Origin of the sequence: Pseudomonas sp. SWRI179 (genome assembly GCF_014268705.1) — a bacterium.
In the GTDB taxonomy this organism is placed as follows: Bacteria; Pseudomonadota; Gammaproteobacteria; order Pseudomonadales; family Pseudomonadaceae; genus Aquipseudomonas; species Aquipseudomonas zanjanensis.
This window is the reverse complement of the sequence record NZ_JABWRA010000017.1, coordinates 22,754-41,668: the sequence shown is the minus strand read 5'-3', so window position 1 is coordinate 41,668 and position 18,915 is coordinate 22,754. Positions and strand designations below refer to the sequence as shown.

General features: G+C 61.8%; 16 protein-coding genes. 8 read left to right on the top strand and 8 right to left on the bottom strand.

The annotated features are described in order from the left end of the window. Positions 1-245: 245 nt before the first annotated feature. From glpE to HU767_RS11875, 7 genes are all read right to left on the bottom strand, one after another. Entirely contained in the window at positions 246-575 is a 330-nt protein-coding gene (gene glpE, locus HU767_RS11905; protein ID WP_186729597.1) for a thiosulfate sulfurtransferase GlpE, read from the bottom strand. A 32-nt stretch (positions 576-607) separates the two neighbouring features. Beyond that, positions 608-1,483, bottom strand: coding sequence for a symmetrical bis(5'-nucleosyl)-tetraphosphatase (locus HU767_RS11900; protein ID WP_186706964.1), 876 nt, complete (start codon positions 1,481-1,483; stop codon positions 608-610). Further along, positions 1,483-1,863, bottom strand: coding sequence for a Co2+/Mg2+ efflux protein ApaG (apaG, locus tag HU767_RS11895; RefSeq protein WP_186706965.1), 381 nt, complete (start codon positions 1,861-1,863; stop codon positions 1,483-1,485). Before apaG ends, HU767_RS11900 begins: the two co-directional genes overlap by 1 nt. A 116-nt stretch (positions 1,864-1,979) precedes the next feature. Further along, complete coding sequence (gene rsmA / locus HU767_RS11890) at positions 1,980-2,798, bottom strand: 16S rRNA (adenine(1518)-N(6)/adenine(1519)-N(6))-dimethyltransferase RsmA (RefSeq protein WP_186706966.1); 819 nt, start codon at positions 2,796-2,798, stop codon at positions 1,980-1,982. Continuing rightward, on the bottom strand, positions 2,795-3,784 hold the full coding sequence (pdxA, locus tag HU767_RS11885; RefSeq protein WP_186729596.1) for a 4-hydroxythreonine-4-phosphate dehydrogenase PdxA: 990 nt from the start codon (positions 3,782-3,784) through the stop codon (positions 2,795-2,797). Before pdxA ends, rsmA begins: the two co-directional genes overlap by 4 nt. After that, entirely contained in the window at positions 3,781-5,097 is a 1,317-nt protein-coding gene (surA, locus tag HU767_RS11880; protein ID WP_139197732.1) for a peptidylprolyl isomerase SurA, read from the bottom strand. Before surA ends, pdxA begins: the two co-directional genes overlap by 4 nt. Next, complete coding sequence (locus tag HU767_RS11875; protein WP_186706968.1) at positions 5,078-7,846, bottom strand: LPS-assembly protein LptD; 2,769 nt, start codon at positions 7,844-7,846, stop codon at positions 5,078-5,080. Before HU767_RS11875 ends, surA begins: the two co-directional genes overlap by 20 nt. A gap of 130 nt (positions 7,847-7,976) precedes the next feature. On the opposite strand from HU767_RS11875, the gene HU767_RS11870 reads away from it, so the two are divergent. Genes HU767_RS11870 through HU767_RS11860 form a run of 3 tightly spaced genes read left to right on the top strand, consistent with a single transcriptional unit; the run spans position 7,977 to position 10,439 of the window. Further along, a complete protein-coding gene (locus HU767_RS11870) occupies positions 7,977-9,002 on the top strand; it encodes a phosphotransferase (protein ID WP_186706969.1) in 1,026 nt (341 codons plus the stop codon). Further along, entirely contained in the window at positions 8,999-9,670 is a 672-nt protein-coding gene (murU, locus tag HU767_RS11865; RefSeq protein WP_186729595.1) for an N-acetylmuramate alpha-1-phosphate uridylyltransferase MurU, read from the top strand. The genes HU767_RS11870 and murU overlap by 4 nt, the downstream gene beginning before the upstream one ends. A 1-nt stretch (position 9,671) precedes the next feature. After that, positions 9,672-10,439 carry a TerB family tellurite resistance protein gene (locus HU767_RS11860; protein ID WP_186729594.1) on the top strand — a complete coding sequence of 256 codons (768 nt, stop codon included), beginning with the start codon at positions 9,672-9,674 and terminating at the stop codon, positions 10,437-10,439. Positions 10,440-10,618: 179 nt separating this feature from the next. Here the strand turns inward: HU767_RS11860 and HU767_RS11855 are convergent, their stop codons facing one another. Then, positions 10,619-11,611 carry an alpha/beta hydrolase family protein gene (locus HU767_RS11855; RefSeq protein ID WP_186729593.1) on the bottom strand — a complete coding sequence of 331 codons (993 nt, stop codon included), beginning with the start codon at positions 11,609-11,611 and terminating at the stop codon, positions 10,619-10,621. A 74-nt stretch (positions 11,612-11,685) separates the two neighbouring features. Here HU767_RS11855 and HU767_RS11850 point away from each other — a divergent pair, with 74 nt between their 5' ends. The 5 genes from HU767_RS11850 to HU767_RS11830 all read left to right on the top strand — a co-directional run bounded on the left by HU767_RS11850 (position 11,686) and on the right by HU767_RS11830 (position 18,914). Then, positions 11,686-14,082: a sensor histidine kinase gene (locus tag HU767_RS11850; RefSeq protein WP_186729592.1), complete on the top strand. Its 2,397-nt coding sequence runs from the start codon at positions 11,686-11,688 to the stop codon at positions 14,080-14,082. A gap of 205 nt (positions 14,083-14,287) precedes the next feature. Further along, a complete protein-coding gene (locus tag HU767_RS11845; RefSeq protein WP_003206156.1) occupies positions 14,288-14,917 on the top strand; it encodes a response regulator transcription factor in 630 nt (209 codons plus the stop codon). 347 nt (positions 14,918-15,264) lie between these two features. Beyond that, the gene (locus HU767_RS11840; protein WP_053125916.1) at positions 15,265-16,389 is read left to right on the top strand and encodes an ABC transporter ATP-binding protein; all 1,125 of its coding nucleotides are present in this window, start codon (positions 15,265-15,267) and stop codon (positions 16,387-16,389) included. 49 nt (positions 16,390-16,438) lie between these two features. Then, entirely contained in the window at positions 16,439-17,482 is a 1,044-nt protein-coding gene (locus tag HU767_RS11835; RefSeq protein ID WP_003206153.1) for an ABC transporter substrate-binding protein, read from the top strand. Between the two features lie 184 nt (positions 17,483-17,666). Beyond that, the gene (locus HU767_RS11830; RefSeq protein ID WP_186706974.1) at positions 17,667-18,914 is read left to right on the top strand and encodes an ABC transporter permease; all 1,248 of its coding nucleotides are present in this window, start codon (positions 17,667-17,669) and stop codon (positions 18,912-18,914) included. Position 18,915 lies beyond the last annotated feature (1 nt).

The following is an 18,915-nucleotide window of genomic DNA, read 5'->3' as shown; positions in this document are numbered from 1 at the left end:
GACAGCCCCTGGGGACCCAGTTGCCGTTTACCCCCCAGAATGCTTTCAAGAATGCAGGCTCCTGAAAGCTGACTCCCGATGACCCGCGCGCCGGTGTACCGGCTCTCCCCTGTTTTGGATGGCCTGAGGCTAAGGATAGTTCGGAATCGGGGAGGTAAAGGTGGAATACGTAATTAGTTGTGGCAGACCGTTCGTCTGCCATCGCTCAAGCCCACGGTTCACGCGGGCTTGGCCGGGATAAAAAATTATTCGTGGGTGCCTTGCGCTGTTTCTGCAGGATAAGTCGCACGCCATAGCTCGAATCCGCCGTCGAGGCTGTAGACGTCGCTGAAGCCCTGGCTGATCAGATAAGCGGCTGCGTTCTGGCTGGAATTGCCGTGATAGCAGACCACGACCGTGGGCGCATCGAGGTCGGCGGCACGGATGAAATCGGCAATGGAATGGTTATCCAGATGTTTGGAGCCACGGATATGCAAAGCGGCAAAAGTGGCCGGGTCGCGGACATCGACGACGACCGCGCCTTGCTCGCGCAGGGCCTGGGCCTGTTCCGGGGGGATGCGTTTGAATTCGGTCATGGGGGACTCCTGTAGCGTGGGCGCAACGCCGGTCAAACGGCGGTGCCGGCCGGCGATGGTGCTGTGGCTGGGGGGTGGGTTTTGGCGTGGCCCTGTTCGTCGCAATCGCAGCGCAGTTGCTCGCCGGTGTCGATGTTCATCAGCGTCAGGGCGCTGCCCCACACGCAGCCGGTATCGAGGGCGAAGACGCCGGGTTCGTCGCACTGGCCTTCCAGCGCCGCCCAGTGTCCGAAAATGATCTTCAGGTGACGGGTCTTGCGCTCGCTGTGCTTGAACCACGGGGCATAGCCGGGTGGTGCGGTCTCGATGCCTTCCTTGCCCTTGAGGTCGAGCTTGCCGTCGCGGGTGCAGAAGCGCATCCGCGTGAAGTAATTGGTGATGACGCGAAGGCGGGCGCTGCCGGTGAGGTCGTTGTCCCACTTGACCGGCTCGTTGCCGTACATGCCATCCAGGTAGGGTGCGAACAAATTGTCGTCGCGTAATGCCTGTTCCACCTCGGCGGCGCACTTGAGCGCCTTGCGCAGGGACCACTGGGGCGGGATGCCGGCATGGACCATCGCCAGGTTGCGCTGCTCGTCGTAGTGCATGAGCTTTTGCTGGCGCAGCCACTCCAGCAATTCAACGCAATCGGGGGCGGCGAGGATTTCGCTCAAGGTATCGGATTTTTTCAGGCGCTCGATGTTCTGCCAGGTGGCCAGCAGGTGCAGGTCGTGGTTGCCGAGTACGCACACCACTGACTGGCGGATACTGTGTAGAAAGCGCAGCGTCTCAAGGGACTGCGGGCCGCGGTTGACCAGGTCACCCACCAGCCACAGCGTGTCTTTTTGTGGATCGAAGGCGACGCGCTCCAATAGACACTTGAGCGGGTCGAGGCAGCCCTGCAGGTCGCCGACCGCGTAGGTGGCCATTAGTGCAAGGCCCCGGGCACAGCCAGGCGAAAGGGCTTGATGACAGCATCGAAGCGTGTGCCGTCCTCGGCCAGCATCTGGTAGGTGCCCTGCATGGTGCCGACCTTGGTGGTCATCACCGTCCCGCTGCTGTAGCTGTGGCTTTTACCGGCGTCGATCAATGGTTGCTGGCCGACCACGCCTTCACCACGCACTTCTTCGACGTGACCGTCGCCGTCGGTGATGACCCAGTGCCGCGACAACAGCCTGGCCGGCAACGAACCGTTGTTGCTTACGGTAATGCTGTAGGCGAAGGCGAAGCGGTCATGTTCGGGTTGCGACTGTTCTGCCAGAAAACGGGTGGTGACGCTGACGTCGACTTGGTAACGAGGATCAGACATGCAAATAAGGCCTTAAAAACGAAGCGGGACGCGGGCGCGACTCAGGAGATGAGTCTAGGCCAAGTATCGGGTAGTAGACCAGACTGGCGTACTGCCCGATAGCGCTCGACCTCTGTTCAGTTGGCGTCGGCTTGCGGGGCGGCCTGTTCGCTGAGCTTGTCGGCCAAGCGTACGAACGCCGCCAGGTCCAACTGCTCGGGGCGCAGGCTGCCATCAACGCCGGCGGCTTCGATTTCGGCGCTGCTGAGCAACAGTTTCAAGGTGTTGCGCAGGGTCTTGCGGCGCTGGTTGAACGCTTCGCGCACCACCCGCTCCAGCAGGCGATGATCCTTGGCCGGGTGCGGCAGGACGGCATGAGGCACCAGGCGGACGATGGCCGAGTCGACTTTCGGCGGCGGGTTGAATGCACCCGGGCCTACGTTGAACAGGTGTTCGACCCGGCAATGGTACTGGACCATGATTGACAGGCGACCCCAGTCTCCACCGCCAGGGCCGGCGGCTAGACGTTCGACCACTTCTTTTTGCAGCATGAAGTGCATATCGCGGATCAGGCCGGCATTGCTCAGCAGATGGAAGATCAGCGGCGTGGAGATGTTGTACGGCAGGTTGCCCACTACCCGCAGGCTGTTCGGCGCGGCGTTCAGGCTATTGAAGTCGAACTTCAGCGCGTCGCCCTGGTGCAGGTTGAAGTTGCTCTTGCCGGCGAACTGCTGGTTGAGGATCGGGACCAGGTCTTTATCCAGCTCCACCACGTCCAGTTGTGCGCCGCTGTCGAGCAGGCCCTCGGTCAGGGCGCCCTGGCCCGGCCCGATTTCCAGCAAACGGTCGTCGGGCTTGGCCCGGATGGAGCGCAGGATGCGATCGATCACGCCGGCGTCATGCAGGAAGTTCTGGCCGAAGCGCTTGCGCGCGCGGTGTTGGTATTGCTCGGTCATAAATGGGTCTCGGCCATCTGGTAGGCGGTTTCCAGCGCGACTTGCAGGCTGCCGGTATCGATCTTGCCGCTGCCGGCCAGGTCCAGGGCGGTGCCATGGTCCACGGAGGTGCGGATGATCGGCAGGCCCAACGTCACGTTGACTGCCGCGCCGAAGCCTTTGTACTTCAGCACGGGCAGGCCCTGGTCGTGGTACATCGCCAGCACCGCATCGCAGTGCTCCAGATATTTGGGGGTAAACAGAGTGTCGGCAGGCAGCGGGCCACGCAGGTCCATGCCCTCGCTGCGCAAGCGCTCCAACGTGGGTTCTATGATGTCGATTTCTTCTCGGCCCAGGTGTCCGCCTTCACCGGCATGGGGGTTGAGTCCACAGACCAGGATGCGCGGTCGGGCGATGCCGAATTTTTCCTGGAGGTCGGCGTGCAGGATGCGCGTGACCCGTTCCAGGCGTTCCGGGGTGATGGCGTCGGCGATGTCCCGCAAGGGCAGGTGAGTGGTTACCAGGGCCACGCGCAGGCCACGAGTGGCGAGCATCATCACCACTTGCGCGGTGTGGGTCAGCTCCGCCAGGAATTCGGTGTGCCCGGAAAAGGCAATCCCGGATTCGTTGATCACGCCCTTGTGCACCGGCGCGGTGATCATGCCTGCGAACGCCCCATCCAGGCAGCCTTGACCGGCGCGGGTCAGGGTTTGCAGGACGAACGCGGCGTTGGCCTGGTCCAATTGCCCGGTGACGACCGGGGCGCCCAACGGCGTATCCCATACGTACAGGCTGTTGGCGGGCGCTGGAATATCCGGCCAGGCCTGCGGCGTCACCGGCAACAGGTCGACGACCACCCCCAGTTGCGCGGCCCGCTCAAGGAGCAGGTCGCGGCTGGTGATGGCAATCAGGGGATGCGGCTGGGGTTGCGAGGCGAGCAGCAGGCACAGGTCGGGACCGATGCCGGCTGGTTCGCCGGGTGTCAGCGCGAAACGCTTGGGTTTCACTGCGCTGCCTGGTCTGCGCCAGGAAGTTTGATTTCAACGTAGGCTTCGTCGCGAATCTGACGCAGCCAGGTTTGCAGCTCTTCGTCGTATTTGCGGTTACGCAATACGGTCATCGCCTGCTGTTCGCGCGCCTGGGTGGTGCTGTCGGTGGCGCGACGGCCGAGGACTTCCAGTACGTGCCAGCCATAAGGGCTCTTGAACGGCTTGGACAGCTGGCCTTGCGGCGTATCAGCCATGACCTGGCGGAACTCGGGAACCAGGGCATTTGGGTCAACCCAGTTCAGGTCGCCGCCGTTGAGGGCCGAACCCGGGTCTTCCGAGAAACTCTTCGCCAGTTCGGCGAAGTCTTCACCCGCTTCGATGCGGTCGTAGAGTTTCTCCGCCAGACGCTTGGTCTCGGCTTCGCTGCGAATCTCGCTTGGCTTGATCAGGATGTGGCGAACATGCACTTCGTCACGGACCTGGGTTCCGCCACCGCGTTTTTCCAGCACTTTCAGGATAATGAAGCCACCAGGGGTACGTGCTGGCTGGGTGATGTCGCCGACGGCCATGGCGCTCAGCTCGCGGTCGAACGGAGGTGGCAGTTGAGCGGGCTTGCGCCAGCCCATGTCGCCGCCTTCCAGGGCGTTGTCGCTGCCCGACTTGGCAATGGCCATCTGGCCGAAGTCGGCCCCTTGCTTGAGCTGCTGGTAGACATCCATTGCCTGGCGATAAGCACTTTGAATAGCTTCGGAGTTAGCGCTTTCCGGGGTAGGAATCAGGATGTTCGCCAGGTGCAGTTCTTCGGAAAGCTGCATCTTGCCCAAGTCGGAGGCGAGGAAGTTTTTCACTTCCTGTTCCGACACCTGGATGCGTTCGGCGACACGGCGTTGGCGCACACGGCTGATGACCATTTCGCGGCGGATCTGATCGCGGGCGTCCTCGTAGGAGAGGCCGTCGCGAGCCAGGGCGGCGCGGAACTGGTCGATGCTCATGTTATTGCGCTGGGCAATGGTGCCAACGGCCTGGTTCAGTTCTTCATCGGTGATGCGGATGCCGGAACGCTCGCCGATCTGCAATTGCAGGTTTTCGACGATCAGGCGTTCGAGCACTTGCTGGTCCAGCACGCCCGGAGGCGGCAGGCCTCCGCCGCGCTTGGCGATGGTTTGCTGCACTTCATGGACGCGCTGGTCCAGTTGGCTCTGCATGACCACGTCGTTGTCGACGATGGCCACTACCTTGTCGATGGACTGTACCGCGGCGTTGGCTGCGGTACCCAGGAACAGCGCGCCCAACATCAGCGGGCGCAGACAATCAGAAAGCTTGGTCTTCACGTTCACGATAACCTTGGATGCCTTTGTCGAGGAAGCTCTCTACCTTGGCGCCAGTCAGGCCGCCGAGTCCCTTCAGAACAATTTGGAGGAAGATGCCGTGGTCGCCTTTTTCGTTTTCCGGGGCGGCTTGACTGAACTCTTCGTAGTCGACCCAGTAACGGTTGATCAGGCGCAGTTTCCAGCAGCAGTTGTCGTATTCGAAACCACCGAAGGCTTCCAGGGTACGGTTGCGGTTGTAGTCATACTGCCAGCGGCTGATGAGGTTCCACTGTGGCACGATCGGCCAGATGACCGAGAAGTCGTGCTGCTTGATCTTGTAGTAGTCCTTCACGTAGTCCGCATCGCCCGGGCGACCATAGTCGCCACCGCCCACTTGCCATTGGCCAGTCGCCTCGTCGTAGCGGACCTGGTCGTTGCGGTAGCGGTAACCGGCATTGATGACCTTGTTCGGGTTGTCTTCCGGCTGGTAATGGAACATCGCGCTACCCGAGCGAGGGCTGCGGGTGTCCGGGTCCCAGTTGTAGGTCGCGGTGGTGCGCCAGTCGCGGTTCCAGTGGTATTCGTATTCCAGTGCGTACGGCGAAACGTCCGACTTGGCGTCTTCTCGGGTATCGAAGTCGATGCCTGGCAGTTGGACTTTGCGATCCTTGAAATAAAACGCCTGGCCGACGGCGATACGTTGGCGTTCAAAGCCGTTCTCTTCAATCCAGCGACTGGTCACGCCCAGGGACAGTTTGTTCTCGTCCCCGACACGGTCAGAGCCGGTGAAGCGATTGTCGCGGAACAACGAGGAATAGCTAAAGGTCGATTCGCTGGTATCGAAGATAGGAATGTCGCTCTGGTCCTTCTCGGGTACATAGAGATAGAACAGGCGTGGTTCCAGAGTCTGACGATAGTTGGTGCCAAACCATTGCGTGTTGCGGTCGAAGTACAGACCGCTGTCGATGCTGGCGATAGGGACACTGCGGTTTGGCGTGCTGTCGTAGCCGTTTCCAACGACGCTTTTGCCCGTACCATCCAGATCCAAATCATATTGGGTGTATTGGTACTTGAGGGACGGCTTGAGATAGCCATAGGACGCGGTCATCGGCAGGCTCATAACCGGCGCGAGGTTCATGCGATTGCCGTTAGCCCGTGCCAGGCCGCGAACGTTGGTATCCAGCCACGGCTCGACGTTGCCGTCCTCATCGGTATAGTTGCCAGTGCGCAAATCACGGTCAAACCGTACCAACTCTGTCTTGTATGCGAAATCCAGCCCATACGGATGCTCCGGCAGGGCACCACTGAACGTGATCTGAGGCAGGCGGTTATACGGTGTGATCTTCGAAATCGTCGCCAGCTGGTAAGCCTGTGCATTCAAGCGGGCAACATAGTTGTCCCCCCGATAGCTGACGACCCCTTGCTGATTGACGCGATCATTGGTCTCGATACCAATCTGATCGCTTTTAAGATCCTGGAAATAGTAAGGATCGCTGATCTTGGTGTAGTCGACTTCCGTCAGCACGCGCGAATCGAGACCGCCCTTGTGCTGCCAGTTGTACATGTAGCGGGTCTTGTCGTAATCGCTCTGCCCGCTGCGCTCATCGTCTTCGTCGTTGAGGTACGCAGCACCGAACTGACCTTCGCTGGACTTGGTCAGGTAGCGGAACTCGCCTTCCATCAACAGGCCGCGCTTGGCCATGTAGCGTGGGTACAACGTGGCGTCGTAGTTCGGCGCCAGGTTGAAGTAGTACGGGGTGACCAGCAGGAAGCCGGTGTCGCTGCCGCTGCCGATGGTCGGCGGCAGGAAGCCGGACTGGCGACGGTCGTCGATCGGGAAATAGATGTATGGCGTGTACAGGACCGGGAAGTCCTTGACCCGCAGCGTCACGTTGGTCGCGGTGCCGAAACCGGTGGCCGGGTTCAAGGTGATGTTGTTGCCCTTGAGTGTCCAGGCATTGCTGCCCGGCTCGCATGTGGTGTACGTACCGTCCTTGAGGCGGATGATCGCGTTCTCGGCGCGCTTGGCGTACAGCGCGTTACCGCGGATGCGCGATTTGTGCATCACGTATTCGGCGTTGTCGACCTTGGCTTCGCCGGTGTCCAGCTGCACATCGGCGTGGTCGCCGACAATCAGCGCACCGTTGTCGCGAACCCGCACGTTGCCGCTCAGCTCGCCACGGTTCTCGGCCTGGTACAGGCTGGCCTCGTCGGCCTCGACCTGCATGCTGCCTTGGCGCATGACCACGTCGCCGGCCAGGGTCGCCACCTGTTCTTCCTGCTGATAGCGCGACGCCTTGGCGCCGAGGAAGGTGGGCGCGTCGCTCTTGGCCGTCTTGTCATCCATGCCAGGACGCGTCGGCTCGATATAGGCACCCGCACAGTAAGGACCGGTTTCAGCCAGTTGCGCCGGGGTGAGGTTCTCGCGTGGAACCCAATCCAGGTGGCTGTAGTCTGCACTGCGCGACTTCAAGCCACGGCCCTTGGCTTCGGTCACGAGCATCGGCTTTTCGCCGGCTTCCTCGCCCGAGCTGCTGTCGGCCACAGCGGCGCCGCTGTCGGAAACCGCACTGCCATCATGCACGGGACGCGGCGGCAACGCGGCAGCCGGTGTCTTGGGTGCACAGTCCCAGGCACCCGAAGCGGAGACGGAGCAGTCATACTGCTGCGCCGCGACGACGAATGAAGAGGCCAGGGGTTGCAGGGCCAGCAGACTGCCGGTGACCAGCAACGGAAATTTTTTACGAAACGCGGGGGATTTCAATGCCATCTTATTAGTCCGGGCTTCCTGCGTGCCATCTGCCCGCGGTGTGGGCCGCACGCCTCTCGATGGTCTGAAAAAGATGCTGGATAATAAAGCATGACCCGCTTGACGGCTAGCGCCGTCGGAGACCCTTGCAATGCCCGACCAAGATGTACGCTTGCAACACCTGAAACTTTGGCTCGATGAACAGCTGCCGATCCTTTTCACTCAACAGGGTTGGGGGGCTGTACCCCCGGCCACGTTGACCGCCGCCAGCAGTGACGCGAGTTTCCGGCGGTATTTCCGCTGGGAAGGCGAGGGCCGCACGTTGATCGTGATGGATGCGCCGCCGCCCCAGGAAAACTGCAAACCCTTCGTGGATATTGCTTTTTTACTGGCGAAATCCGGCATCAACGTGCCGAAAATTTATGCCGAAGACCTCGAGCGCGGCTTTCTTTTGCTCAACGACCTGGGCAACCAGACGTATCTGGACGTGATCGACGGTGAAAATGCCGACGATTTATTCGCAGATGCCCTGCAAGCCTTGTTGGCTTTCCAGCAACTGCCGATGGTCGCGCCGCTGCCGAGCTACGATGTCGCGTTGCTGCGTCGAGAGCTGGAACTGTTTCCCGAGTGGTACGTCAAGCGCGAGTTGGGCATCGAACTCGATTCGGCCCAGCAGCAACTCTGGCAGCAAGCCACCGAGCTGCTGATCGACAGCGCCCTGGCCCAGCCCAAAGTGCTGGTGCACCGCGACTACATGCCGCGCAACCTGATGCTCAGCGTGCCGAACCCCGGCGTGCTGGACTTTCAGGATGCGGTCTATGGCCCGGTGACCTATGACGTGACCTGCCTGTTCAAGGATGCCTTCCTCAGTTGGCCCGAGGCGCGGGTGCGCGGTTGGCTGGAGCGTTACTGGCAGCAGGCCGGCGCCCTGGGTATTCCCGTCCAGCCGGATCTTGAGGATTTCCTGCGGGCCAGCGATTTGATGGGCGTGCAGCGTCATCTCAAGGTCATCGGGATCTTCGCGCGCATTTGCCATCGTGACGGCAAGCCACGTTACCTCGGCGATGTGCCGCGTTTCTTTGCCTATATAGAAGCGGTCATTGCCCGTCGTCCTGAGCTGGCACCGCTCGATGAGCTGCTTGGCAGCCTGCGGCAATCGGCCGGGGAAACGGCATGAAAGCGATGATCCTGGCCGCGGGCAAGGGCGAGCGCATGCGCCCCTTGACCCTGACCACGCCAAAGCCGTTGATTCGTGTGGGTGGCGTGCCCTTGATCGAATACCACTTGCGGGCGCTCGCCAAGGCCGGTTTCACCGAGGTCGTGATCAATCACGCCTGGCTCGGCCAGCAGATCGAAGATCACTTGGGGGATGGTTCACGGTTTGGCGTGAACATCCGTTTTTCCCCCGAAGGCGAGCCGCTGGAAACCGGCGGTGGAATCTTCCGGGCCTTGCCGCTGCTGGGCGATGACGCGTTTTTGGTGGTGAACGGCGATGTCTGGACCGATTACGATTTCAGTGTATTGCGCAAGCCGCTGGAAGGACTGGCGCACCTGGTGCTCGTCGATAATCCCGAGCATCACCCGGGCGGCGATTTCACCCTGGTCGACGGAAAGGTTCACGATGGGCAAACACCTGCCGACAACCTGACCTATAGCGGCATCGCCGTCCTGCATCCGCAATTGTTCAATGGTTGCTCGGACGGTGCCTTCAAGCTTGCACCGCTGTTGCGCACGGCCATGGCCGAGGGGCGCGTCAGTGGCGAGCACCTGAAAGGGCATTGGGTCGATGTCGGTACCCATGAACGTTTGGCGCAGGTCGAAACCTTGATAGAAGCGAGCGGTTGATATGTGGTGGCCAGGGACTCTGATTGGAGCCGGGGCGGGCTTTGCCATAGCCAGCATCCCGGGGGCCATGCTCGGCGCGTTGTTAGGGCAGGCGCTGGACCGGCGCCTGAACCTGCAGGGTTGGGCGCAAATACGTGAGCGTCTGGGCGGACGCCCGGCGTTACGCAACGACGAATTATTGTTTGTGTTGCTCGGACGCCTGGCCAAATGCGACGGGCGTGTGGTCGATGGCCATATCCAGCAGGCTCGCCAGGAGATGCGGGCGCTGGACTTGAGCGAATCGGCGCAACGCCGGGCCATCGCGGCGTTCAACCGGGGCAAGTCCGGCAACGATCGCTTGCGCGGCTATATGCGTCGCCTGGCCGCCCAGCCCCATGCGGCCGAAGGGGTATTACGCGCCTGTTGGCGGATGGTCTGGGCCGACGGACGCGCCGGTGTCGGCGAGCGAGAACTGGTGACCCGATGGGGACGCTGGTTGGGCTGGACGCCGCAACAGGTCCAGGCGTTGGCGGCTGATTACGAGCCGCAGAAACTGTCGCGGCCGAACGCCGGCGTGACCTATCAGGAGGCCTTGCGCCTGCTGGGGGTTTCGGCCACCAGCGAACCGTCGCAGATCAAGCGCGCGTATCGGCGCCTGCTCAGTCGGCATCACCCGGACAAGATTGCCGGCAGCGGTGCGACACCCTTGCAGGTGCGTGAAGCCACCGATAGAACCCGGGAATTGCATAACGCCTATCGGTTGATTCGCGAGCGACGGGATTTTCGCTAGCCTCACCCGCCTCTGTGGCGAGGGAGCTTGCTCCCGCTCGGCTGCGCAGCAGTCGCAATCCGGTTCACGCGATCGTTCTTTGAAGAGCGGCGGCGCCTGGTCTCAGGACCGCTTCGCAGTCCAGCGGGAGCAAGCTCCCTCGCCACGGTGGATGGTGGGCGCACACGCTGGACTAGCCCTTACTCCCCCACCTTCTGCGGATCCAACCAACCCCGCACCCGCCGAAACAGCTGTTCCTGCTCCGCCGACCGGTTCGGCAGGGCCTTGAGGGACACTTGGCTGAATGTGGAACCTTTCAAGCGTTTGCTCCCCTGCAAACGCTCCAGCGCCGCGTTGCGATCCAGCGCCTTGTCCATGTAGAAAATATCGGCGGTGGCCAGTTTCAAGGTGGGGGTCAGTTCGGCCAGGCCAGGCTTGGCGGTGACTGGCGTCTGGGCGGCCACCATCACGAAGCGTTCGACTTGCGCAGGCTGTTTTTCACTCAAGTAACGCGCGGCCCAATAGGCGCCGGTGCCATGGCCCAGCAACACGATGCGGCGTGCGCTTTGCTGTTCGGCGTAGGCCAGCGCCGCGTCGATGCGGGCGAAGATGCGCTCGGCATCAGCCCTGGCGTGTTCTTCATCGGTGCCTGCAACGACTGGGTCCACCGCATCGGCTTCGCCGCCGGCGACTTGTTCGATCGGTGCCGAAGTGGTCGCGTCCGGTGCCGCTGCAACGGCGTCGGCCGGTTTGGTCTCGGGCGGCGCTTCCACCACGCGCGGTGCAATGACGTCGCTTTGCAGGTCCGGCAGGGTGATACTCAGGCTGCTCCACTGGGCATCGGGCAGTTTTTTACGCAATGGGCCGACGACTTGAGGCCAGTCAGCCGTTTCGCCGGCACCGGGGATTATGATGACCGCACCCCTGGGGTCACTGGTATTGGCCGGTTTCCACAGCGCCAGGAAGGTGTCGCTGCCGGTCTGCAACTGTTGCTGTTCCTGGGGGGGAACCTTTCGTTCAAGTGCCGTCGCTTCCTCCTGGCTACGCTCGAGCAAGGGTTGGCGCTCGACGGGTTTCTCCTCGGCAGGTTGCTCGGCGACGGGGGCCGTTTCGCTGGCCTGGACAGAAAAGGCACTTGGCAGGATCAGCGACAGGCACAATGCTGGCAATGCCAGGCGATAAACAAAGGGCATCGGATATTCCATGACCAGAAGTATTTCCGGCAGCCTAATGGGTTGGTCAGTATTTGTCAGTGCATGAGACTTCAATGATGCGTTTTTGCTGCCTGTGGGTTATCGGCTGTTTATGGCTTCCCTTGATGGCGTGGGCCGCCCCCGCGCCGTCGTCGCCTGGGGTGCAATTGAATGCAGGGCAGCGCCAATGGCTGGTGCAACATCCACAATGGCGGGTCGGCCTGGTCTTGCAGGCGCCTTATGCGCAATACGACCGACGCTTGCAGCGGTTGTCCGGCACCAACGTCGAGTTGATGCAATGGCTGGGCAAGGCATTGAACGTCGAGCTGACCTGGCGCAATTTTCAGGACGTGGCGCAACTGGAAGCCGCGGTGCGCGCGGGTGAGGTGGACATCGCTCCCGGCCTGACCCAGTCCCCGGGCGGGCTCAAGCTCTGGCAGTTCTCCAACCCCTACATGCGTGTGCCGCAATTGATCGTCGGAGCGCAGAAGGGCGCCGAGGGGGTGGAGTTGGAAAAACTCGACGCCCAGGCCCGCGTCGCCGTGCGCATGCCCAGCGCCACGGCTGATTACTTGCGCAGCAACTACCCGACACTGAATCTGCAAGGTGTGCCGCTGGAGCGCGAGGCCTTGCAATTGCTGCTGACCCAGCAGGCCCGATACGCGGTGGTCGACGAGGCGCAACTTGGACGACTGATGGTCGAACCCGAATTCGCCGAGCTGGCGGTGGTGGGCGACATTGGCCTGCCGCAGCTGCTGCGGGTCGCCACACGCCGGGATTGGCCGGAACTGGCCGAGATCATCGACAGCGGTTTGCAGGCAATCCCGGCCAAGGAGCTGGAGCAACTGCACAGCCGTTGGCTCAAGCCCAAATACCCGCGCCTGACCGAAACCCCGGGTTTCTGGCAGAACCTGACCCTGTTGATCCTGGCCTTGCTGCTCAGCAGTGTCGCCATCGTGTTCTGGCAGCGCCGCCAGCAACGCGGCCTGGAGCGCCGATTGCGTTCCGCGCGGGAAGACATCGCCCAGCGTACGGCCAGCGAGGAGGCCTTGCGCCTGACGCAGTTCTCCATCGATCAAAGCACGGTGGGCATCCTCTGGGTCAATTGGGACAGCCACGTGCGTTATGCCAACCGAGCGGCCGAAACCATGCTTGGCTACGCCTCGGGCGCCATTATTGACCGACCCCTGATTGACTTCGAACCGGGCTTGCACATGGATCGCTGGTTGAACCTGTGGAAGCGCGCCCGGGCCAGTGAAGACGGACCGCAGAGTTTCGAGACCGAATGCGTGCGAGCCGATGGCAGCATCCTGCCGACCGACGTTTCCCTGAGCTTCCTGCGTTTTCGCGACGCCGAATATTTGGTGGTCTACCTCAACGACGTGACCGAACGCCGACGTGCGCTGGCGGCGTTGCGCGAAAGTGAGGCGCGGTTGCAAGGGATCGCCGCCAATGTGCCCGGCCTGGTCTTTCGCCTGGAGCGGGCGCCGGTGACCGGCCAGATCGACTTCGCCTACATCAGCGAAGGCAGCGAAAGCCTGGTGGGCTATTCCCCTGCAACCCTGGCCCGCAGCGACACTGGGCTGCGCAGCCTGGTGCACCCGCAGGACAAGGCCGATTACCACCGTACCCAGGACCAGGCGCTGGATACCGACAGTGACTGGTCCTGGCAGGGCCGTATCCTGACCCGCGAAGGCCAGGAACGTTGGGCCGAGATCAAGGCAATCACCCGTCGCCTCGAGGATGGCGCTTACGTCTGGGACGGTATCGTTTGGGACATCACGAACAGCAAGCGCATCGAGCTGGAGCTGGCCAGCTCCCGGGAGCAATTGCGCGAATTGTCGGCACACTTGGAGAGTGTGCGGGAAGAGGAAAAGGCCCGTATTGCCCGGGAAGTTCATGATGAGCTGGGCCAGATGCTGACGGTGTTGAAGCTTGAAACATCCATGTGTGAGTTGGCCTATGCGCAACTCGACCCGGGTCTGCAGGAGCGGCTTAACAGCATGAAGCGCCTGATTGCCCAGTTGTTCCAACTGGTGCGGGACGTGGCGACGGCGTTGCGCCCGCCCATCCTGGATGCGGGCATTGCCTCGGCCATCGAATGGCAGGCCCGGCGCTTCGAGGCGCGCACGCAGATTCCTTGCCTGGTGCAGGTGCCGGACAACCTGCCAACCCTGAGCGACGCCAAGGCCATCGGCCTGTTTCGGATTCTCCAGGAGGCGCTGACCAACGTGATGCGCCATGCCCAGGCGCATACCGTGGAGTTGACGCTGGTCCAGCAAGGTGCTGATTTATGTCTGACGGTCAGCGACGACGGTGTAGGATTTATTGCCGATACGAGCCGGCCCACATCCTTTGGCTTGGTCGGCATGCGCGAACGGGTGCTGATCATGGGTGGGCAGTTGACCTTGGACAGCGAGCCGGGGGAGGGCACGACCCTGTCAGTGCGGGTGCCGCTGCATGAGGCCTGATGGTCTTGGGTTGCCTGGGCTGGCGCCTTCGCGAGCAAGCCCGCTCCCACCTTGTATCGGGGTGGATTCAAGATGAGTGTTTACCGCCGATCCATTGTGGGAGCGGGCTTGCTCGCGAAAGCGGTGTATCGGCTTGCCAGGATGTCGAGCGTAAAGTAGCCATTGCGAACCCGTTCGCGATGAGATTTTGAACCTGGAGAAGAACGTGATCCGTGTACTGGTAGCCGAAGACCACACCATTGTCCGCGAAGGCATCAAGCAGTTGATCGGCCTGGCCAAGGATCTGGTGGTGGTAGGGGAGGCGAGCAATGGCGAACAATTGCTCGAGACCCTGCGTCACGTGCCCTGCGAAGTAGTGCTGCTGGACATTTCCATGCCGGGGGTCAACGGCCTGGAGGCGATCCCACGGATCCGGGCGCTGAACAATCCGCCGGCTATCCTGGTGCTATCGATGCATGATGAAGCGCAAATGGCTGCTCGCGCGCTTAAAGTCGGCGCCGCCGGCTACGCGACCAAGGACAGCGACCCGGCCCTGCTGCTCATGGCGATTCGCAAGGTCGCGGCCGGTGGACGCTACATCGACCCGGACCTGGCCGACCGCATGGTCTTCGAAGTCGGCCTCACCGATACGCGGCCGCTGCACTCGCTGTTGTCCGAACGCGAATTCTCGGTCTTCGAACGCCTGGCCCAGGGCGCCAACGTCAACGACATCGCCCAGCAACTGGCCCTGAGCAGCAAGACCATCAGCACCCACAAGGCGCGGCTGATGCAAAAGCTCAACATCACCTCATTGGCGGAACTGGTGAAATATGCGATGGAGCACAAGTTGCTCTAATCCTCACCACAATTTCCCCTGTGGGAGCGGGCTTGCTCGCGAAGACGGACTGACATTCAGCGATTTGTCGACTGACACTCCGCCTTCGCGAGCAAGCCCGCTCCCACAAGGAAGATGGGTAGGCATATCCATTTGCGACACGCCCCAACAGCGCTTTTGCCCCTACTTGCGGCGTGCCGCTGCCAACTGCCCGCTGTCCTTATCCAATCCCGCCATCCTTGTAGGGCAATCCCTACCCCGACTCTTCCATCCGGCTGAGGCGATTCTCTCCTGCCCCCCGATTTGCGCGGCCCCCAGGCTCCACTAGGCTTGATTCACAAGCAGTCATCAAAACAAAAGGTGCGGGTATGAGCCAGGTCGATTCAAGCGCGGGGGCCAGTGATGTGCTGGTCAGCTTTCGTGGTGTGCAAAAGAGCTACGACGGCGAGAACCTGATCGTCAAAGACCTCAACCTGGACATTCGCAAAGGCGAATTCCTGACCCTGCTCGGGCCCTCCGGCTCCGGCAAGACCACCAGTCTGATGATGCTCGCCGGGTTTGAAACCCCAACCGCCGGCGAGATCCTGCTGGCCGGGCGCTCGATCAATAATGTGCCGCCGCACAAGCGGGACATCGGCATGGTGTTTCAGAACTACGCTTTGTTCCCGCACATGACCGTCTCCGAGAACCTCGCCTTCCCACTGACTGTGCGTGGTTTGAACAAGAGCGACGTAAGCGATCGGGTCAAGCGCGTCCTGAGCATGGTCCAGCTGGACAGCTTCGCCCAACGCTACCCGGCGCAATTGTCCGGCGGCCAGCAGCAGCGGGTAGCCCTGGCCCGGGCGCTGGTGTTCGAGCCGCAGCTGGTGCTGATGGACGAACCCCTCGGCGCGCTGGACAAGCAATTGCGCGAACACATGCAGATGGAAATCAAGCACCTGCACCAGCGCCTTGGCGTGACCGTGGTCTACGTGACCCACGACCAGGGCGAAGCCTTGACCATGTCCGACCGCGTGGCAGTGTTCCACCAGGGCGAGATCCAGCAAATCGCCCCACCACGCACCCTGTATGAAGAGCCGAAAAATACCTTCGTCGCCAACTTCATTGGCGAAAACAACCGTCTCAACGGTCGCCTGCACAGCCACACCGGCGATCGTTGCCTGGTGGAGTTGGCGCGCGGCGAGAAAGTCGAGGCCCTGGCGGTGAACGTCGGCCAGCCCGGCGAGCCGGTGACCCTGTCGATCCGTCCGGAGCGGGTGAGCCTCAACGGTGTCAGCGAACAATGTGTCAACCGCTTCTCAGGGAGGGTGGCGGAATTCATCTATCTGGGCGACCACGTCCGGGTTCGCCTGGAAGTCTGCGGCAAGAACGACTTCTTCGTGAAACAGCCGATTGCCGAGCTCGATCCCGCGCTCGCCGTCGGGGACGTGGTTCCGCTTGGCTGGCAAGTCGAGCATGTGCGTGCGCTCGATCCCCTTTTAGAGGCGAATTGATCGCCCCCTGCTGTACCAACACCAACCCTGCACGTGGAGAGAACAATAAATGTTGAGATCCCTGAAGTTCACAGCCCTGACACTGGGCATGATGGGTGCGGCAAGCGCGATGGCGGCGGGCCCGGACCTGACCGTGGTGTCTTTCGGCGGGGCGAACAAGGCGGCTCAGGTCAAAGCCTTCTACGCACCGTGGGAAGCGGCCGGCAACGGCAAGATCGTGGCTGGCGAGTACAACGGCGAAATGGCCAAGGTCAAGGCCATGGTCGACACCAAGAGCGTTTCCTGGGACCTGGTGGAAGTCGAGTCTCCGGAATTGTCCCGTGGTTGTGACGAAGACATGTTCGAGCAACTCGATCCGGCCCTGTTCGGCAAGGCCGAGGATTACGTCAAGGGCGCTATCCAACCTTGCGGCGTCGGTTTCTTCGTGTGGTCGACCGTGCTGGCCTACAACGCCGACAAGCTCAAGACCGCACCGACCAGTTGGGCGGACTTCTGGGACACCAAGCAATTCCCAGGCAAGCGCGGCCTGCGCAAAGGCGCCAAGTACACCCTGGAGTTCGCCTTGATGGCCGACGGCGTTGCACCGAAGGACGTCTACAAGGTGCTGGCCGGCAAAGATGGCCAGGACCGTGCGTTCAAGAAGCTCGATGAGCTCAAGCCGAATATCCAGTGGTGGGAAGCCGGCGCCCAGCCGCCGCAGTACCTGGCATCCGGTGACGTGGTCATGAGTTCGGCCTACAACGGCCGGATCGCCGCGGTACAAAAAGAAAGCAACCTGAAGGTGGTGTGGAACGGCGGCATCTACGACTTCGACGCTTGGGCCATCCCTCGCGGCCTGGACAAGACCCGCGCGGAAGCGGCGAAGAAATTCATCGCCTTCTCGGTGGCACCGCAGCAGCAGAAGACCTACTCGGAAAACATCGCCTACGGCCCGGCCAATACCCAGGCAGTGCCGTTGCTGGCCAAGGATGTCCTGAAAGACATGCCGACCACCCCGGAAAACATCGCCAACCAGGTGCAGATCGACGTCAGCTTCTGGGCTGACAACGGCGAGCAACTGGAGCAGCGCTTCAACTCCTGGGCTGCGAAGTAACCGCTGATGGTCGTGTGGGAGCGGGCTTGCTCGCGAAGGCGTCATCACTCTCGGCATTTGGGTTGACTGACACACCGCTTTCGCGAGCAAGCCCGCTCCCACGGGGTTTGCTTCAATCGGATGTTCAAAAGAACAGAGGCGGCTCGCCGCCCCTGTAACGATAAAAAGATTTGCGGAGTTCGCCATGGCCATCGCCGTTCCACTGAACGCGGGCACCAGCCCCACCCTCAAGCAGCGGCTCAAACATGCCGAGCGGGTCAACCGCTGGAAAGCCCAGGCCTTGATCGCGCCGCTGGTGCTGTTTCTGTTGCTGGTGTTTCTGGTGCCAATCGTGGCGCTGCTGTTCAAAAGCGTCAGCAACCCGGAAGTGGTGGGCGCCATGCCGCGCACTGTCGCCGCTGTCGCGGCCTGGGACGGACGCGGTCTGCCGGGCGAGCCGGTGTACAAGGCTGCCACTGAAGACCTGGCCGAAGCCCGCAAGAATCAGACCCTGGGCGATTTGTCCAAGCGCTTGAACATGGAATTGGCCGGCTACCGCAGCCTGCTGACCAAGACCGCTCGGGCGTTGCCGTTTGCCACCGAGCCGGCTTCCTATAAAGAAGCCCTGGAAAACCTCGATGAGCGTTGGGGCGACCCGGCGTACTGGCAGGTGATCCGCCGCAACACCAGTAACGTTACCCCGTATTACCTGCTGGCAGCCGTCGATCACCGCATCGATGACCTCGGCGAACTGGCCCCGGCCACCCCTGACCAGTCGATCTACCTCGACATCTTCGCCCGCACCTTCTGGATGGGCCTGGTGATTACCGCGATTTGCCTGGTACTGGCCTATCCGTTGGCCTACCTGTTGGCGAACCTGCCATCGCGCCAGAGCAACCTGTTGATGATTCTGGTGCTACTGCCGTTCTGGACGTCGATCCTGGTGCGGGTCGCGGCGTGGATCGTGCTGCTGCAATCGGGCGGCTTGATCAACAGCGCGCTGATGGCCATGGGTGTCATCGATAAACCCCTGGAACTGGTGTTCAACCGCGTCGGTGTGTACATCTCCATGGTTCACATCCTATTACCGTTCATGATCCTGCCGATCTACAGCGTGATGAAAGGCATCTCGCCTACTTACATGCGGGCGGCGATTTCCCTGGGCTGCCACCCGTTCGCCAGCTTCTGGCGGGTGTACTTCCCGCAGACCTACGCCGGTGTTGGCGCCGGTTGCCTGTTGGTGTTCATCCTTGCGATTGGCTACTACATCACGCCGGCGTTGCTGGGCAGCCCGAACGACCAGATGGTCAGCTACTTCGTCGCGTTCTACACCAACACCAGCATCAACTGGGGCATGGCCACAGCGCTCGGCGGGCTGCTGTTGCTGGCGACCATCGTGCTTTATCTGATTTACAGCTGGCTGGTGGGCGCCAGTCGCCTGCGCCTGAGCTAAG

What these genes read in the sequence shown, in the direction of transcription:
- HU767_RS11870 (WP_186706969.1), top strand. Translation starts at nt 7,977, where the DNA reads ATGCCCGACCAAGATGTACGCTTGCAACACCTGAAACTTTGGCTCGAT.
- murU (WP_186729595.1), top strand. Translation starts at nt 8,999, where the DNA reads ATGAAAGCGATGATCCTGGCCGCGGGCAAGGGCGAGCGCATGCGCCCC.
- HU767_RS11855 (WP_186729593.1), bottom strand. Translation starts at nt 11,611, where the DNA reads ATGCCCTTTGTTTATCGCCTGGCATTGCCAGCATTGTGCCTGTCGCTG.
- HU767_RS11830 (WP_186706974.1), top strand. Translation starts at nt 17,667, where the DNA reads ATGGCCATCGCCGTTCCACTGAACGCGGGCACCAGCCCCACCCTCAAG.
- glpE (WP_186729597.1), bottom strand. Translation starts at nt 575, where the DNA reads ATGACCGAATTCAAACGCATCCCCCCGGAACAGGCCCAGGCCCTGCGC.
- HU767_RS11840 (WP_053125916.1), top strand. Translation starts at nt 15,265, where the DNA reads ATGAGCCAGGTCGATTCAAGCGCGGGGGCCAGTGATGTGCTGGTCAGC.
- apaG (WP_186706965.1), bottom strand. Translation starts at nt 1,863, where the DNA reads ATGTCTGATCCTCGTTACCAAGTCGACGTCAGCGTCACCACCCGTTTT.
- HU767_RS11860 (WP_186729594.1), top strand. Translation starts at nt 9,672, where the DNA reads ATGTGGTGGCCAGGGACTCTGATTGGAGCCGGGGCGGGCTTTGCCATA.
- rsmA (WP_186706966.1), bottom strand. Translation starts at nt 2,798, where the DNA reads ATGACCGAGCAATACCAACACCGCGCGCGCAAGCGCTTCGGCCAGAAC.
- HU767_RS11835 (WP_003206153.1), top strand. Translation starts at nt 16,439, where the DNA reads ATGTTGAGATCCCTGAAGTTCACAGCCCTGACACTGGGCATGATGGGT.
- HU767_RS11850 (WP_186729592.1), top strand. Translation starts at nt 11,686, where the DNA reads ATGATGCGTTTTTGCTGCCTGTGGGTTATCGGCTGTTTATGGCTTCCC.
- HU767_RS11900 (WP_186706964.1), bottom strand. Translation starts at nt 1,483, where the DNA reads ATGGCCACCTACGCGGTCGGCGACCTGCAGGGCTGCCTCGACCCGCTC.
- HU767_RS11875 (WP_186706968.1), bottom strand. Translation starts at nt 7,846, where the DNA reads ATGGCATTGAAATCCCCCGCGTTTCGTAAAAAATTTCCGTTGCTGGTC.